At 59.5% G+C, this 16890-nt stretch carries 18 protein-coding genes; 4 read left to right on the top strand and 14 right to left on the bottom strand.

Going from position 1 to position 16890, the window contains the following annotated elements; genetic code table 11:
• The 5 genes from ACA048_RS08120 to ACA048_RS08100 all read right to left on the bottom strand — a co-directional run bounded on the left by ACA048_RS08120 (position 1) and on the right by ACA048_RS08100 (position 4952).
• Complete coding sequence (locus tag ACA048_RS08120; RefSeq protein WP_223519022.1) at positions 1–1311, bottom strand: MFS transporter; 1311 nt, start codon at positions 1309–1311, stop codon at positions 1–3.
• Positions 1312–1485: 174 nt separating this feature from the next.
• Entirely contained in the window at positions 1486–2634 is a 1149-nt protein-coding gene (gene dgoD, locus ACA048_RS08115) for a galactonate dehydratase (protein ID WP_007903915.1), read from the bottom strand.
• A gap of 47 nt (positions 2635–2681) precedes the next feature.
• Positions 2682–3302, bottom strand: a complete 621-nt coding sequence (locus ACA048_RS08110; RefSeq protein ID WP_497628680.1) for a 2-dehydro-3-deoxy-6-phosphogalactonate aldolase — start codon at positions 3300–3302, stop codon at positions 2682–2684.
• A 19-nt stretch (positions 3303–3321) separates the two neighbouring features.
• Complete coding sequence (locus ACA048_RS08105) at positions 3322–4314, bottom strand: 2-dehydro-3-deoxygalactonokinase (protein WP_497628679.1); 993 nt, start codon at positions 4312–4314, stop codon at positions 3322–3324.
• A gap of 155 nt (positions 4315–4469) precedes the next feature.
• Positions 4470–4952, bottom strand: a complete 483-nt coding sequence (locus ACA048_RS08100; protein WP_497628678.1) for a GNAT family N-acetyltransferase — start codon at positions 4950–4952, stop codon at positions 4470–4472.
• Positions 4953–5092: 140 nt separating this feature from the next.
• On the opposite strand from ACA048_RS08100, the gene ACA048_RS08095 reads away from it, so the two are divergent.
• The 4 genes from ACA048_RS08095 to ACA048_RS08080 all read left to right on the top strand — a co-directional run bounded on the left by ACA048_RS08095 (position 5093) and on the right by ACA048_RS08080 (position 7785).
• Entirely contained in the window at positions 5093–5746 is a 654-nt protein-coding gene (locus tag ACA048_RS08095; protein ID WP_497628677.1) for an HD domain-containing protein, read from the top strand.
• Between the two features lie 112 nt (positions 5747–5858).
• The gene (locus ACA048_RS08090; RefSeq protein ID WP_497628676.1) at positions 5859–7064 is read left to right on the top strand and encodes an MFS transporter; all 1206 of its coding nucleotides are present in this window, start codon (positions 5859–5861) and stop codon (positions 7062–7064) included.
• An 83-nt stretch (positions 7065–7147) separates the two neighbouring features.
• Positions 7148–7486, top strand: coding sequence for a hypothetical protein (locus ACA048_RS08085; protein WP_497628675.1), 339 nt, complete (start codon positions 7148–7150; stop codon positions 7484–7486).
• A gap of 44 nt (positions 7487–7530) precedes the next feature.
• Positions 7531–7785 carry a hypothetical protein gene (locus ACA048_RS08080; protein WP_497628674.1) on the top strand — a complete coding sequence of 85 codons (255 nt, stop codon included), beginning with the start codon at positions 7531–7533 and terminating at the stop codon, positions 7783–7785.
• Positions 7786–7890: 105 nt separating this feature from the next.
• Here ACA048_RS08080 and araH read toward each other — a convergent pair whose 3' ends face one another.
• The 9 genes from araH to ACA048_RS08035 form a co-directional block, all read right to left on the bottom strand.
• Positions 7891–8859: an L-arabinose ABC transporter permease AraH gene (gene araH / locus ACA048_RS08075; protein WP_497629821.1), complete on the bottom strand. Its 969-nt coding sequence runs from the start codon at positions 8857–8859 to the stop codon at positions 7891–7893.
• 12 nt (positions 8860–8871) lie between these two features.
• Positions 8872–10416 carry an L-arabinose ABC transporter ATP-binding protein AraG gene (gene araG, locus ACA048_RS08070; RefSeq protein WP_497628673.1) on the bottom strand — a complete coding sequence of 515 codons (1545 nt, stop codon included), beginning with the start codon at positions 10414–10416 and terminating at the stop codon, positions 8872–8874.
• Positions 10417–10480: 64 nt separating this feature from the next.
• Positions 10481–11485 carry a substrate-binding domain-containing protein gene (locus tag ACA048_RS08065; protein WP_497628672.1) on the bottom strand — a complete coding sequence of 335 codons (1005 nt, stop codon included), beginning with the start codon at positions 11483–11485 and terminating at the stop codon, positions 10481–10483.
• 123 nt (positions 11486–11608) lie between these two features.
• Complete coding sequence (locus ACA048_RS08060) at positions 11609–12427, bottom strand: SDR family oxidoreductase (RefSeq protein WP_497628671.1); 819 nt, start codon at positions 12425–12427, stop codon at positions 11609–11611.
• Positions 12428–12623: 196 nt separating this feature from the next.
• The gene (locus ACA048_RS08055) at positions 12624–13499 is read right to left on the bottom strand and encodes an SMP-30/gluconolactonase/LRE family protein (protein ID WP_497628670.1); all 876 of its coding nucleotides are present in this window, start codon (positions 13497–13499) and stop codon (positions 12624–12626) included.
• A gap of 135 nt (positions 13500–13634) precedes the next feature.
• The gene (locus tag ACA048_RS08050) at positions 13635–14351 is read right to left on the bottom strand and encodes a FadR/GntR family transcriptional regulator (RefSeq protein ID WP_497628669.1); all 717 of its coding nucleotides are present in this window, start codon (positions 14349–14351) and stop codon (positions 13635–13637) included.
• A 191-nt stretch (positions 14352–14542) separates the two neighbouring features.
• Complete coding sequence (locus ACA048_RS08045) at positions 14543–15103, bottom strand: DUF1285 domain-containing protein (RefSeq protein WP_497628668.1); 561 nt, start codon at positions 15101–15103, stop codon at positions 14543–14545.
• Positions 15104–15119: 16 nt separating this feature from the next.
• Positions 15120–15725 carry a DUF4823 domain-containing protein gene (locus ACA048_RS08040; protein WP_497628667.1) on the bottom strand — a complete coding sequence of 202 codons (606 nt, stop codon included), beginning with the start codon at positions 15723–15725 and terminating at the stop codon, positions 15120–15122.
• A 122-nt stretch (positions 15726–15847) separates the two neighbouring features.
• Entirely contained in the window at positions 15848–16816 is a 969-nt protein-coding gene (locus ACA048_RS08035; RefSeq protein ID WP_497628666.1) for a GTP 3',8-cyclase MoaA, read from the bottom strand.
• Positions 16817–16890: the final 74 nt, after the last annotated feature.

Below are 16890 nucleotides of genomic sequence, written 5' to 3'. Positions count from 1 at the left end.
CTACAACTTGATACGCTCGACTTTGCCCACCAGCAAGATGTAGGAAAGCGCACCAATCAATGCCAGAACCGAGATGTAGGTAATCGCCGGGGCAAATGAGTCACCGGTCGCCAGGAAACCGATGACAATCGGCGTGGTGATGGCCGACAGGTTGCCGATGAAGTTGAAGACCCCGCCGGTCAGCCCCAACAATCGCGCCGGTGCCAAGGTGGAAACCAGCGACCAGGTGATCGACGCCAGCCCGTTGCCGAAGAACGCCAGCGCCAGGAAGGCAATCACCAACGGCGTCGACTCGACGAAGTTGGCGCCGATGATCGAAGTGGAAATCAGCAGGCCACCAATGATCGGCAGCTTACGGGCAAAACCCACCGTGTAACCGCGACGGATCAGGAAGTCAGAGAAGAACCCCGAACACAGCACCCCGACGAAGGCGGCGAGAAACGGCAGCGACGCCAGCAGGCCAGACTTGATGAAGTCCATGCCGCGATATTTCACCAGGTAAGTCGGGAACCACGTCAGGAAAAACCACAACGTCGAGTTGAGGCAGAACTGACCGAGGTAGATGCCCCACAGTTTGCGTTTAGTCAGAACAATCCCGAGGTCAGTCCAGCTGAATTTCGCTTTGACCTTGGCTTGCTCGGCCTGGATATCCACCAGCCCGCCGCCCTCGCGGATCAGGTCGATTTCAGCATCGTTGACGCCTTTGAAATCCCGAGGCTCGCGATACACCGCGTACCAGATCACCGCCCACAGAATGCCCACCGCGCCGGTGCTGATGAACACCATGTGCCAGCCGAACTCGTGCTGAAGCCAGGCCAATACCGGCGTCAGGAACGCCAGGCCGACGAACTGCCCGGAGGTGTAGAAACCAATGGCCGTGGCGCGTTCGCGCTCGGGGAACCAAGTGGTGACCACGCGGCTGTTGATCGGATACGCCGGGGCTTCCAGGGCACCGACCGCCATGCGCAAGACGAACAGCGCGATGAAGCTGGCGGCGAAACCGAGCATGACCGTGGCGATCGACCAGAGCAGCAAGGCGACACTGTAGAGGATGCGCGGCGGCACACGGTCCACCAGCCAGCCGCCGGGGATCTGCATGGCGGCGTAGGTCCAGCCGAAGGCCGAGAAGATCAGCCCGACGTGGATCGGATCGATGCCCAGTTCGCTGGTCAGCGCCGGGGCCGCGATGGACAGGTTGCTGCGGTCCAGGTAGTTGATCACCACGGTGATGAACAGCAGGACCATGATGAAAAATCGCTTGCGACTGGGCGTCACCAACGACGCTTGCCCGGTGAGGGTTTGCGATTGCATGAGGAGTGCCTCTTCTTATGTTTATTGAGGTCAGTGGGTGCAACGTAACCCCGTAGGAGCAAGGCTTGCCCGCGATTGGGCCTACACGGTCCAGCTAATGGTCAGCGGCGTCAGTACTGACGCCATCGCAGGCAAGCCGTGCTCCTACAGGGATGGTGGTGGGTCATGAAGCACTCACCACTCAGCAAAACTGCCATCGGCATGGCGCCAGATCGGGTTGCGCCAGCGGTGGCCGACGGCGGCGCGTTCGATCACGTATTCCTCGTTGATCTCGATGCCCAGGCCCGGGCCATTGGGGATCTTCACGAAGCCTTTGTCGTAGTCGAACACCCGCGGATCTTTCACGTAATCGAGCAAGTCGTTGCTCTCGTTGTAATGGATGCCCAGGCTCTGTTCCTGGATGAACGCGTTGTAGCAAACCGCATCCAGTTGCAGGCACGCCGCCAAGGCGATCGGCCCCAGCGGGCAATGCAGCGCCAGCGCCACGTCATAGGCTTCGGCCATGTTGGCGATTTTGCGAGTTTCGGTGATGCCACCGGCGTGCGAGGCATCCGGCTGGATGATGTCGACGTAACCTTCGCTCAGCACACGCTTGAAATCCCAGCGCGAGAACAGCCGCTCACCGAGGGCAATCGGAGTGCTGGTCAGCGGCGCCAATTCCTTCAACGCCTCGTAGTTTTCGCTGAGCACCGGCTCTTCGATGAACATCAGTTTGTACGGATCAAGCTCTTTCATCAGCACCTTGGCCATGGGCTTGTGCACCCGGCCATGGAAGTCGACGCCGATGCCGACGTTCGGCCCGACCGCGTCACGTACGGCCGCGACGTTGGCCAGGGCCAGGTCGACTTTCTCGAAGGAATCGAGAAATTGCAGCTCTTCGGTGCCGTTCATTTTCACCGCAGTAAAACCACGGGAGACCGCTTCTTTCGCCGCGCGAGCCGTGTCCGCCGGCCGGTCGCCGCCGATCCACGAGTACACACGAATCTTGTCCCGCACCTGGCCACCGAGCAGATCACTGACCGACACACCCAGGGCCTTGCCCTTGATGTCCCACAATGCCTGATCGATACCGGCCAGCGCGCTCATGTGGATCGCGCCGCCCCGGTAGAAGCCGCCGCGATACAGCACGGTCCAGATATCTTCGATGTTGCGTGGGTCTTTGCCGATCAGGTAGTCAGACAATTCCTCAACGGCAGCCGCAACGGTGTGGGCGCGACCCTCAACCACAGGCTCGCCCCAACCGGTCACACCCTCGTCGGTTTCGACCTTGAGGAAGCACCAGCGCGGCGGAACGATGAAGGTGGTCAGTTTGGTGATTTTCATTTTCTTGTCTCTCTTATTAGAGGCAGCGCTCACAGCGCCAAAAAGTCTTAGCGAAGGGCTTTCCAGGCAGCCACGTAGGCCTTGGCATTGACGGCCACGTCCTCTGGCGTCATCCCCGGTTTGAACAATCCGGAGCCGAGACCGAAACCTTTGACGCCCGCGTCGATAAACACCTGCATGTTGTCGGGCGTGATGCCACCGACTGGCGCCAGAATGGTCCCGGCCGGCAATACCGCGAGCCAGGCTTTGACGACCGCCGGCCCCATCTGCTCGGCGGGGAACATCTTCAGCACGTCCGCGCCTTCGGCCAGTGCGGCGAATGCTTCGGTCGGTGTGGCAACACCCGGCGACAGGTACAACCCCGCCGCTTTCGCTGCGCGCAACACTTTCGGATCGCTGTGCGGCATGACGATGACTTGGCCGCCTGCGGCTTTCACCTGCTCGACCTGCTCCGGCGTCAGCACCGTTCCCGCACCAATCAGGCAATCGGCGGGTAAGGTACTGCGCAGGATGCGGATACTTTCGTACGGCTCAGGGGAATTGAGCGGCACTTCGATGACGCGAAATCCGGCGGAGTACAGGACTTCGCCGATGGCCGCCGCTTCTTCCGGGCGCAGGCCACGCAGGATCGCGATCAGGCCGTTTTGCGCCAAGGCGTGTTTGAGCATGTCAGACCTCCAGTCAGGTTTAACGGGATGGGTTGGGCGTGATCAGTCCGGCAGCGAGCGCCACCTGCCACAACCCGCGTTCGGTGGCTTGTTCGGCCAGCGTCACGCGGGCAAAACCGCAGGCGCCGAGGGCCCGGCTGTAGTGGGCACAGAGTTGGGCATTACCGATGAGGATGATCGAAGGCAGGTGCACGCTATTGCGTCGACGTCGCTGGGCGGCCGCCAGTGCTGACAGCTCATGACCGATCAACAGCCCCGACAAATAATCCGCCTGGGCCGTGGCGCTCAGATCACCGGTCAGCCCGAGGCTGCGGGCACTGAACACCGTCGACAACGGGCCGATCTCGCCGTCCGCCGACAAGGCCACTTGCACTCCACGATCAAAGGCCTGGCCATCGAAAGACGGGCCCTTTTGCTGGGTGCGTCCCAGAATGCTGTGTTCGCTGAGCACGGCGAAGATTTCGCCGGTCATGAACGTATCGAAATGCACGATGCAGCCGTCGGCCACTTCCACCCATTTTGAATGACTGCCCGGCAAGCCGATCAGCAGATCGTTGCCCGCCTCGCCCTGAAGAGTGTGCAGAACGCCAAGCACCTGGGTTTCTTCGCCGCGCATCACATTCGGCAACGGCGAACGCTGAATCACACCCGGCACGATGTGCACATCGACACCGCGAAGACTGCGAACCGTTTGTAGGGAAGTTCCGAGATTGGCGACGTTCGCCGGCGTATCGCGGTAGGCCGCTTCACGCCAGCCCTGGGCGCTGCCGACCATGCCACAGGCGATCACCGGCAAATCCGGCTGCGCATCGAGCCAGTCACCACAGGCTTCATCGAAGGCCAGTTCAAAACCGTCTGAACATTCCTGACCTTTGATGATTCGCGGCGTCCGGGGCAGCTGCATGACCCCCGATGACAACGAACGTTGTTCGAGCACCAGGCCATCCGCAGCGAGTTTGTAAGCACGTAATGAGGTTGTCCCCCAATCGAGCGCGATCAATTGCGCCAGCATCGCTTCACCTGTTTTGTTTATTGGCAGTGAGTGAGCGGGACTATAAACCGGGAAGCGGAATAATCTCAATATATAAATATCACTCCCATATATTGGGATGATCGCAAAAAAATCGCAACCCAAGGCTGCGATCTTTTAACCGGCGACGCTGACGTTCAATGGCCCTCGGCAAACTCGCGCAACACCGCCCCATCCATCCGGTACCGCACCCACTCTTCCTGTGGCTGCGCGCCCAACGATTTATAGAACTCGATCGCCGGTTTGTTCCAGTCCAGAACGCTCCACTCGAATCGCCCGCAATCATTGGCACAGGCGATTTTCGCGAGGTGGCGCAGCAAGGTTTTGCCCGCACCACCGCCGCGCTGTTCGGGGGTGATGTAGAGGTCTTCGAGGTACAGGCAGTTGCTGCCCAGCCAAGTGGAATAGCTGAAGAAGAACACCGCGAAGCCGATCGGCTGGCCGTCGCGCAGGCAGATCAGGCCGTGGGCGGTGGCCCCTTCGCTGAACAAACTGCGCTCGATGTCGGCGACGCTGGCGATGACTTCGTGGCGGGCACGTTCATAGTCGGCCAGTTCAGTGATGAACCCGAGGATTTGCGGTGCATCGCTGGGGGTCGCCGGGCGGATATCGATCGTCATGGGACGTGCCTTCGTCAAAGGTTGAAAACGCCATACTAAGTTGCCACGCTGCGTCCGTCACATGGGAAATTAATCTTGATTGACCCTGCTGCTACAGGATTGTGTTGGAGCAGAAAACTTTTTCACTTAACAGGATGTTTATGACCACTGATACTTTCGCCCCTCTGCAAACCCTCGCCGCTGAATTGCTGCCTCATGCGCTGGAACACTCAGAGGACGGCGCTCATGACCTTTCACACTTGCAGCGGGTCTGGCACAACGCGCGCACGATTCATGCGCAGGAAAGTGGCGATCTTGAGGTGTTGCTCGCGGCGGTGCTTTTGCATGATTGCGTGGCGGTGGAAAAGAACTCGCCGCTGCGTTCGCACGCCTCGCGACTGGCAGCCGAGAAGGCTTCTGCTGTGTTGGCCGACCTGAATTGGTCAGGTGCCAAAATCAGCGCAGTGGCCCACGCCATTGAAGCCCACAGCTTCTCAGCCAACCTTCCCGCTACATCGCTCGAAGCGAAAATCATGCAGGACGCCGACCGCCTCGACTCCCTCGGCCTGCTCGGTGTCGCGCGCACGTTCTACGTTGCCGGGCGCATGGGCAGCGCGTTGTACGACCCGCTGGACCCGCAGGCACAGCACCGCGACTACGACGACAAACGCTTTTGCCTCGACCATTTCCAGACCAAGCTGCTGCACCTCGCGAACGGTTTCCAGACCACCACCGGTCGACACATGGCGCAGATCAGACATGAGCGTCTGAAAGGTTTCATGGAGCAGTTCAAGGAAGAGATCGGCGTCTGCTGAAGGCAATACTCCGGCCAGCGCTAATCCTGAAATCGCTAACCCAGTACCTGACATCGGCGCGATGCGTGATAGATATCAGACGCTCATTTCTATCGGCTCAAGGAACCGCGTCATGTCCAGCGCTACACCCCCAGTCTCCAGCCGGTTGTTCGGCCTTTTTTGCCTCGCCAGCTATTTGCTGTCGCTGTCCTATGGCTCGACTTTTTTGCTGTCGTTGCTGATCAGCTCACGCGGCGGCAATGAACACGATGCCGGCAGTGTGATTTCGGCGGCCATGCTCAGCACGTTCGCGGCGGTGATCGTCTCGGGGCATTTGTCTGATTGGCTCGGTGCCGCGCGTTCGATTGCCTTGTTCGGCGTCTTGCTGGTGGTGGCCAGCCTCGGCTTCGCCTTGACCCCGGGCTTGGGCACTGTGCTGTTGTTTTTTGGACTGTTGCTGGGGCTGGGTTGGGGCGTGTTTTACACCCTCGGGCCGATCATTGTGGCCAGCTTGGTGACACCGGCCCAACGCGCCAAATACTTTGCGCTGCTGTCAGGCAGCATGATGACCGGGATCGGCAGCGGCCCTTTACTGGGCCGTGCTGCCAGCGCTTTCGGCTATCCGGTAACCGCCGCGTTTTACCTCGCTGCAATGGCCAGCCTGATCGGCGTTTTACTGTTCTGGCGACTGGATGCACAGATCAGAAAAACGCCTGCGCCCGCCACCTCGGTCGCGCGAATTTCCTGGCGAGCAACAGCTCAGGTCCTGTCGTCCAGAGCCGTGTTCCCGATCCTCATGGTCGGGCTTGGTGGTTGCGTGTTCGGTGGCCTGTCGAGTTTCCAGACCAGTTACGCCGCGTCCCGCTCGCTGGATTATTCCCTGTTCTTCTTCGGCTTCATGGGCGCGGCGATCAGCAGCCGAATGCTGATTGCCGGCATCGTGGTCAAACGTGACCCGTTCCGCGCATCGTGCCTGTTGTCGGGCCTGATGATGGGTTCGATTGTGCTGTTTGGTTTCGTGGTCGACAGCGGGCTCAGCTATGTACTGGCAGCCGTGATGCTCGGGGTCGGATACGGTCTGACCTATTCGGTGATCAACGGCCTGGCGGCCAACGAAGCGCCGCACGGCACAACCTCACAAGCCTTACTGTTGTTCAGCCTCTCCTACTTCATCGGCGTGTTTGGTTTTCCCTTGCTGGCAGGAAAAATCATCGTCGAACAAGGGATGCCCGCGTTGCTCCTTACCGTGCTGACCGTGGCTATTCTGAACTGGTTGATCACCGTAGGCCGGTTGATCTGGCGTCGCGTCGCGCCGGTTAAATCCGTGCAGCAGGCCTGAACCGTTCGTCATTCGTCAGGCACCAATTCAAATGCGAGGCGGACCAATATCAGGTAGAGACTATATTAATCGGAGCCGATGCCATGTTCATGCCCAGGTTGACCGCCCTCGCTCTCACCACACTGCTGTCCTCTGCTGCGTTCGCCGCCACACTCGCTGAAGGTACGGGCCCGACCAACCCGGTCGAGGGCCCGAAAGCGCCAGCCATCCAGAGCGCACCCAGCATGAACACCAACGGCACCGGTATCGACAGCAGTCTGCCGCCCACCACAGGCACTGACCCACGAATTCAGGGCAACGACGCCGGCCGCCAAGGCGGACTGAACATGCCCGACACCCAGACACCCGACAACGCCGGCAGCGTCATCGGCTCGAAAACCACCACCGGTGGCTCGAGCTCCGAGGACGGTGCCAATCAATAGTTCGCCCACGCGAGCGACCTCTCCACACCCATCAAGAGGTAAGCATGAACGACGATAAAAACCTGGAAAAAGAAGTCCTGATCCGCCTGTTGCATGCCCACCCGAGTGGCTTGGGCAAAGAGGTTCTGGACAATTATCGGGGGGAGAAAGTCGTGGCCAGTACCCTCGCCGCCCTGCAGGACCGGGGGCTGATTCAACACGGCCATGTGACCTGCAATGAGGCTGGCGAGCACACGGTGAATCTGCCGATCAAACTCAGCAGTGCCGGGGTTGAGGCTGCACGCAAACTGGATAGCTGAACACTCACGGTAAAAGGCCCCATCGCGAGCAGGCTCGCTTCACCAGTGTGAACAACACAATTCCCTGTGGGAGCGGGCTTGCCCGCGCCTACAAGTAATCGGGTATCAGCGCTGTTTCAGGCGGTCAATGACGACCGCCAACAGCAAGATCGAACCACGAATCACATACTGGTAAAACGTGTCGATGTTCTTCAGGTTCATCGCATTCTCGATAATCGCCAGAATCAACACCCCGGCAATCACATGGCGAATCATGCCGATACCGCCGCTCAGCGACACCCCGCCCAACACGCAAGCCGAGATCACCGTCAGCTCAAAACCCTGGCCAATCATTGGCTGCCCGGAGGTCATGCGCGACGCGAGAATCACCCCGGCCAACGCACCAATCACGCCATGCACGGCGAAGATGATGATCTTGGTCCGGTCAACGTTGACCCCGGCCAGCAATGCCGCTTCCTGGTTGCCGCCGATGGCCATGGTGTTGCGCCCATAGGTGGTGTAGTTCAGCAGCCAGCCGAAAAAAAGGAAGCAGACGATGGTGATCAAGATCGGCACCGGCACGCCAAACAACTGGCCGTTTCCGAAGACGAAGAACTGCTCCTGCGACACGCCGACCGCTTTGCCGTTGGCGAAGATGTAAGCCAGACCGCGAACAATCTGCATGGTTGCCAGCGTGGTGATTAACGCATTGACCCGCAGCTTGGCAATCACGATTCCGTTGATCAGCCCGACAATTAGCCCCATCACCAGCGCGGCACTCACGCCGAGGAACACGCTGTCGGTGTCGCGCATCACCACCGCCGCGACCACGCCGGCACAGGCAATCACCGAGCCCACGGACAAGTCGAAATGCCCGGACGCCAGGCAATACAACATGGTGCACGCCGCAATCCCTGTGGTGGAAATCGCCAGTCCAAGGCCACGCATGTTCAGTGGCGAGAGGAAGTTGTCGATCAGCAGCGTGCAGAGCACGAAGATCCCGACGGCCGCCAGCAGCATCACCCAGTCATCGAGAAAGCGCCGCAGGTCCAGGGGTTTGCGCTCAGTAGGCAGCGTGTTGTTTTGGGTTGTCATCATAGTCACCTCTCAGTTCGCCACGCCGTCAGCGCGTTGGCGCGGCAAAGCCAGTTGCAGCAGGTTGGATTCATTGGCCTCGGCGCGAGACAACTCGCCGCGCATCGCGCCTTCGCAGAGCACCAGAATGCGGTCGGAAATGCCCATCACTTCCATCAGGTCGCTGGACACCACGATCACCGCGATGCCGCTTTCGGCCAGGTTATGGATGATCTGGTAAATCTCGGCCTTGGCGCCGATGTCGATGCCGCGAGTCGGTTCGTCGAGTAACAGGACTTTCATCGGCATCGACAGCCAGCGGCCGAGAATGGCCTTCTGCTGATTGCCGCCGGACAGGTACATGATTTTCTGTTCGGCGCTGGGCGTCTTCACCTTCAGCGCCTTGATATGTTTGTCGGCATTGCCCTTTTCCCACAGGCCACGCAACAGGCAGCCGAAGGTCGAATGCGCGCCGCGAGCACTGATGTTGATGTTCTCGGCGACACTGGCGAGCGGGATGATGCCCTCCTTCTTGCGGTCCTCGGGGCACAGCAGAATCCCGGCCGCAATCGCATCGCGCGGTGAGCGCAGTTTCAGTTCATGGCCGCGCAATTCCAGGCGCCCCGCCGTGTTGCGCTCCAAGCCGCTGAGCAGACGGAACAACTCCGTGCGTCCGGCGCCGACCAGCCCGAACAATCCAAGAATTTCGCCTTTGTGCGCCTCGAAACTCACCGGCTCGCGCAAGCCAGGGCCGAGCAGGCCATCGACCTTGAGCGCCACCGCGCCACGTTGTCGAGCGCGGTAATCGTAGATGTCCTGAATGTCGCGACCGACCATGCACGTCACCAATTGGTCGTGGGTCAGCTCGCTCATGTCCTCGAAGGTGCGCACGTAGCGACCGTCCTTGAACACCGTCACCGCGTTGCAGATGCGGAACACTTCTTCCATGCGATGGGAGACGTAGAGCACCACTTTGCCTTCGTCGCGCAAGCGTCCGATGATCGCCATCAAGCGATCGATCTCGCGCGCCGACAGGCTGCTGGTGGGTTCGTCGAAGGCAATGACGTGCGCGCCACGGGACAAGGCCTTGGCGATTTCCACCAGTTGCCGTTGACCGAGGGAAAGGCGCCCGACTTTCTCCTGCGGGTCGATTTCATCGGCCAGGCCTTTGAGGCAAGCCAACGCCTGTTGGCGCAAGGCGCCACGATTGATCAGACCGAAACTGGCTGGCAGGTGCCCGAGGAACAGATTCTCCGCCACGGTCATTTCGGGCACCAGGTGCAATTCCTGGTGGATCACCGCGACACCGCTGGCGATGCTGTCGGCGGTGGATTTGAATGCCATCGTCTGCTCGCCGATCTGCAGGTCACCGCTGCTCGGCGTGTAAGCGCCGCCGAGGATTTTCAGCAGGGTCGATTTACCGGCGCCGTTCTCGCCCATCAAGGCATGAACCTGCCCCGGATGCGCGACGAAGCTGATGCCATCCAACGCCTTGACCCCTGGAAAGGTCTTACCGATCCCGTTAAAGCGCAGACTGCCGCCGACGCTGTGCTCATGTGTCTGTGCTTGCGCGTGCATAAAACCACCTCTTCACAGGTCAGGCAGCCCCGCCGCCGGGGCCACCGTTGAAATCAACCGAGCCTCAGTTCCACAGGCCGATCTTTTCCAGTTCCTGCTTGAAGTTGTCGCGCGTGATCAGCGTCACGTCGTCCATCGCGGTGAATTTCGCGGGTTCCGTGCCGGTGGTGACCCACTCGTACATCATGCTGGCGGTGTTGTAGCCCTCGATGTGCGGGCTGGGCAACATCGAGCCGAAGAAGCCGCTATTGGCTTTCTTCAGTTCGCCGATGGCGTCGGTGCCATTGATGCCGATCCCGATAACGTTGGCGGCGGCAAAACCGGCGCTTTCGGTAGCGCGCACGCCACCGAGTACGGTGTTGTCGTTCATGCCGCCGATGATCAGGTTTTTCGCCGAGCCCGGCAGTTTCACCAGCGCCGAGTTGGTGGCGTCCATGCTGCCCGGTACGTCGAGGGTTTTCAGTGCCGAGAACAGGATGTGGTCTTTCGGCATGCCGGCGTCTTCCAGCGCTTTGACCGAACCGTCGGTGCGTTTCTTGCCGGTGTCGAGTTCGTTGAAGGTGTTGATCACCGCGTAGGTGTCTTTCCAGTCCCAGCCACGTTTCTTCGCTTCGGTGGCCATGGCGTGGCCTTGTTTCTGCCCGACTTCGAACGCGGCCATGCCGAGGTACGGAACGTCTTCCATGAACTTGCCGCTGGCATCGACAAAGCGGTCATCGACGGCAATCACTTTCAAACCGTTCAGCTTGGCTTTGGCCATGATCGCCGGGCCCAGGGACACGTCGGGCGGGCAGATCACGAAGCCCTTGGCACCATTGGCGGCAAGGCTGTCGATGGCGGAGAGGGTTTTTTCGCCATCCGGTACGGCGATTTTGATCAGGGTGAAGCCTTTCTCTTTCCCGGCTTTTTCAGCGAAGGCCCATTCGGTCTGAAACCAGGGCTCTTCCGCTTGCTTGACCAGAAAACCGATTTTCACTTCCTCGGCTGCCAGCAGCGTACTGCTCAGGCTAACCGCGGTGACCGCCAGAGCGGCACAGCACAGGGAACGGATCCCACGACGACGATTCATAAGATGACTCCTTGTTATTTTTTTTGAGCGTTATTTGAAAGCCGGTGCAAACGTTGAAGCTAATAGTCATATCGTATGATGATTGGCTTTCAGACGGAGCTCCGCGCCTGAAAGCGGTTTTATTCAGTCGTGGTACATCACCGAGCGCCCACCATCGATGGTGATGCACGAGGCATTGATGAACGGCGCTTCATCGCTGGCCAGGAACACGGCGGTCATGGCCACTTCAATCGGTTGACCGATGCGACGCGGTGGATGCAAGTCAAACGCGCGCTGGCGCTCGGCATGCGGGTCGGCAAAACCGTTCCAGTAATCCACGTTCAATTGGGTTTCGATGTAGCCCGGTGCGATGGCGTTGACGCGAATGCCCTTGGGCGCATATTCGATGCCGAGTGCGCGGGTCAGGCCGAGTAAACCGTGCTTGGCCACCGGATACGGGAAGCAGCCCGGGATGATGTGGGTGGAATGGGTCGAAGCGATGTTGATGATGCTACCGATGCCCTGCTCGATCATTTGCGGCAATACCGCCTTGCAACCGTACCAGGCGCCGTCGAGGTCGATGGCGAAGCAGCGATGCCAGTCTTCTTCGGTCATTTCCAGTGGATCGCGAAACACGTTGACCCCGGCGCAGTTGACCAGTACGTCGATCCGGCCGTGCAGGTCGACCGCCAGTCTGGCCATGGCGTGCAGGTCTTGCTGACGCGATACGTCAGCCTTGATCGCCACCACATCGGCGCCTTGCTCGCGCCAATGCGCCGCGACTTTCTCGACTTTTTCAGCCTGGATGTCGCTGATGATCAACTTGGCCTGCTGGGCTGCAAACGTCGCAACGATGGCCTCACCGATACCTTGAGCGGCACCGGTCAGCAGCACCACTTTGTTTTTCAGGCGCTCGCCCTGGGGCGGTTCGGCCACCGGTGGCAAGGAAAGAGATTCAGCCATGAATCAACGCTCCTTTTTGCGGGCACAACAAAAACCCGGCATCTGTCGATGTCCGGTCAAAAGACTGTTTGGAAAATCGCTGCATCACTTCACCTGTTTTGTTTTTTTAAGTGTGAGTGCGTGTAACTGATGGGCGACTATAAACCCGCTCACCAAATAATCTCAATATATAATTTTACATCCCATATTTTGGGATTTAACCCGCAAAACGTATGCATGACTTTCCGGCCACATCCACTCGAATGGATAACACCGCGCCATCCAGCGGATGGTTGAGCGAGCTCGCTGCGCTGGTGATGTACAGGGTTTTCAGGTCTTCGCCGCCGAACACGCAACTGGTGGGACGGCTGACGGGAAGTTCGATGATTCGATCAACATGACCGTCCGGGGTCAGCCGGAGTAAACAACTGCCGTCCCAGCGGGCGTTCCAAATGTAGCCTTCGGCGTCCATGGCCGAGCCATCGGGAACGCCACGCTTATCGGGACCGAACCAGACGTAAGCGGTATCCAGATTGCCGTCGGCATGGATGAAATACCGGTACAGCGTGGCATCGAGGCTGTCGGCGAAAAACAGCGTCGTCGCGTCATCGCTCCATAGCAGTGTGTTGGGAATCCCCAGCCCTCGAAGCAGTGGCGTCACCCGCGCATCACGGTCGATGCGGAACAGGCCGCCGGAGCGACGTGTGACAGGCAAATCTTCGCCGTTTTCACCGATGTTGTTTTGCATGGTGCCGAGCCAGAGTCGGCCCCGCGCATCGCAACGGGCTTCATTGGGGCGATTGCCGGGTTGCGGGTCGGCCACGCAGAGCAAGGTCAGGCGCGGCTCAAGGCCCGGTGAGTCGAGGTCCAGCCGATAGACGCCACTGCTCAACGCGACCAGCGCATCACCGCTTTTGCAGGGGATGAATGCGGAGATATGTTCCGGCATTTCCCAGATCTGGACGTTGGCACCGATCAGCCGAAGCGCTTGTTTGCCGGCGATATCGACCCAGTACAGCGCCTGCGTCGGCACGTCCCAGAACGGGCCTTCGCCAAGTAGCGCGCGGTGCTGGGTAAGCGCATTCAACGTCATGAAACCTCCTGCCTTGTTCTTGTTTTTATGTGTGGGAACGAGCCTGCTCGCGAAAGCGGTGGATCAGACAACAATAATGTCGGATGACAAACCGCTATCGCGAGCAAGCTCGGCTCCTACAAAGGATTTGTGGGGTCAGCCGGTTTTTTTGTCGGCCATGACTTGCGGGTAGAAGCGTTTGATTGCCAGGTCCGCGTTATCGATCAGGGTCATGCACGCCCACACCCCGCGCGCGGCGTCCCGGGCGGCGATGGCGTCGGCCATGTCTTTGTGAATCGGCAACGTGCGACGAAGTTCGTCAGGATCGGCTGCAGAGACTTCGAACGACACCGCTAGCAGCGCGCCCAGGGCCGGGACCATTTGTTCGATGAATTGGTTGTGGCTGGCGGCGAGGATGCACTCGTGGAAAATCTGGTCGGCACGGTTGTAGTCAACGCCGCTTTCTACCGCCCGTTCCAGCGCGTTATAGGCCATAAGCACGGCCTGCACTTGCTCGACTGTCGCCCGCTCACAGGCCCAGCGCACGGCCATGGGTTCGATGGTACGGCGCAGGTCGAGCAAATCGTCAACGAAGTTTTCCGGCAACCCGCTGCGTGACAACCAGCCGACGACTTGCGGATCAAAGAGGTTCCAGCGGCGCACCGGCAACACTCGGGTGCCGACTTTCGGCCCGACTTCGAGCATGCCTTTGGCGACCAGGGTTTTGATGGCTTCGCGGATGACCGTGCGACTGACACCGAGCTGCTCGCCCAGATCGGCTTCGACCTTGAGCGTTTCGCCGGGCTTCACCTGACCAGCGGCAATCCAGCAACCCAGCCAATCAACGGTCGATGCATGAAAACTGCTGGACATGGAAACCTCAAGACCGCGCGCGATGGAGCATCACGCTAATCATCATATGATTGGGTGTCAATTGGATTCTTCGGAAAATGCGGAGATCAAATGTGGGAGCGGGCTTGCTCGCGAAAGCGGTTTAACATTCAACGAGTATGTTGCCTGTTACACCGCTTTCGCGAGCACGCCCGCTCCCACACTTAATCTGCTTAAGGCTCGAGACCGATGGGGAAGAATTCGCCACCGCTCCACACACCCAGCCAGCGTTGCCCGTCGATTTCACGGGTCACGGCCAGTTCCACCAGTTGGTAGAACACGTTTCGATGGATCAGTGCTTCGAGATTTGTGCGCACGTGGACATACGGCGCGGGCTCTTGGGTGACAGGGTCGATCACCACACGAATCGGGTGCTCCGCGCCCGCATCGGCGGTTTCATCAACGTTGGTGGTGAACCGCAGGAGCTGAGCCTCACCCTCGCCTTCCACATCCACGGCAATCGCCACAAACGGTGCATCATCGACCTTGATCCCGACCTTCTCGACCGGTGTGATCAGGAAATAGTCATCGCCATCGCGGCGGATGATGGTAGAGAACAGTTTGACCATCGGCTTGCGCCCGATCGGCGTGCCCAGGTAATACCAGGTGCCGTCGCGGGCGATGCGCATATCGATGTCGCCACAGAAATCAGGGTTCCACAGGTGAACCGGCGGCAAGCCTTTGGTTTTGGGGATCTGCCCCAACAAGTCGTTGGCTTTTTGCGGGCCACTCATGGTGTTCTCCTTGAATTTACTGGTCGCTGATCCCGATCAGGCTGCGCGCGTATTGCTGCAGCGGCGGGCCAATCAGGTCTTCTGGCTTGTTGTCGTGGAACGTCAGTAAACCGCCACGACTCTTGATGGTTGCAGTATCAATCAAATACTGGGTGCTGGTCTCGATCAACATGATCTGAATCACGCCGCTGTCGATACCGAGGCGATCCACGTATTCCTGATCGATCCAGTCATCCGAGTTGCCGATGCGGTCGTCAGCGTTGGCGAACCGAGTGTAAAGCAGGTAATGGGCACCGGCGGCGCGGGCTTCAGCCATGGCTCGGTCGATACCTTCGGGTGTGCGGGCGCGGCGTACCATCGGGAAGTATTCGATAAAGCCGTTGAAGGCCTCTTCGGCCACCGCGTTAGGGCGCGGATAGACACTGCCCGGTGGCGCGAACGGACCTTGGGCAATGTAGATGAACGAGTCCGGCTGAATGCGCAGGTTGTTTACCCGACGGCTGTTGCTGTGATCCAGCAGCCCTACGTCACTCATCTGGTAGCGAGTCTCTGCAGCCATGTCGCTGACATTCATGCAGCCACCCAGCGCCAAAACGGCCAGCAGCAAAACCAGACTACGCATCCTACCCTCCAGAGGCCGGTGACGGAAAACCGGCGAATGGTCATTGGATGCAGCTTCCGCGCCAGTCTCGAGACCGCCGCTTCGCGCCCCAGCGGGAGCAAGCTCCCTCGCCACAGGCCGGATCAGCCGCCAATAATCTTCATTACCGTCGCACCACCCGAAAACGCCACTTCCTGCTTGTCGCCCAAGGCCTTCACCAGCAGCCGCTGCAACGCAGGCAGCGCTTGATGGCGAGGCTTGTCCAGCAAGTCGCCGACGTAATGGCGATTGCTCGACGACAGGCAGCCATGCAACCAACCTGTGGATGAAAGACGCAAACGTGAGCAAGTACGGCAGAACGGAACGCTTTCGTTGGCGATCACGCCGAAGTGCCCCAGCCCTGGAATTTCATAACGTACCGCAGTGGCATCGACCGGCGCATCGGCCTGCAGATATTCATAACGCTCGCCAATCAGGCTCAGCAACTGCTGGAGGCTGACAAACTGTTGCAGGAAAGCATTGGAGTCGGTGGCCAAGTGGCCCATGCGCATCAGCTCGATGAAGCGCAATTCATAGCCGCGCTCCAGGCAATAATCGAGCAGCGGCATCACCTGATCAAGGTTCTGTCCGCGCAATGGCACCATGTTGACCTTGATCTTGATGCCCGCCGCGCTGGCTTGATCCATACCGTCGAGTACCGTCGCCAGATCGCCGCCGCGCGCAATGCTGCGAAATGCACTAGCGTCCAGGGTGTCAAGGGAAACGTTGATACGACGAATGCCGGCATCCACCAGCAACGGCAGCTTTTTCGCCAGCAATTGACCATTGGTGGTCAGGCTGATGTCCTGCAGGCCCATCTGGCCGACGGCGGTCATGAAGGCTTCGAGTTTGGGGCTGACCAGCGGCTCGCCACCGGTGATGCGTAAACGCTCGATGCCTGCCGCTTCGATCAAATACGCCACGCCGCGCGCCATGGCCTCGGCCGACAATTCATCCTGCGCAGCCACCAGCCGCTTGCCGTTAGGCACGCAGTAGGTACAAGCGTAGTTGCAGGCTGAGGTCAGACTGATCCGCAAATTGCGAAAACGCCTGCCTTGACGGTCAACGATCATGGATCACTCCGGCGATGGGAAATTGGAACGCGCAAAACTTGACTCACAATTCAAGTTTTGGCAAGTCCCATGCC

Source organism: Pseudomonas sp. LBUM1659 (assembly GCF_059716045.1).
Note: the sequence above shows the minus strand (reverse complement) of the source record. Positions and strands in the feature narration are given on the sequence as shown.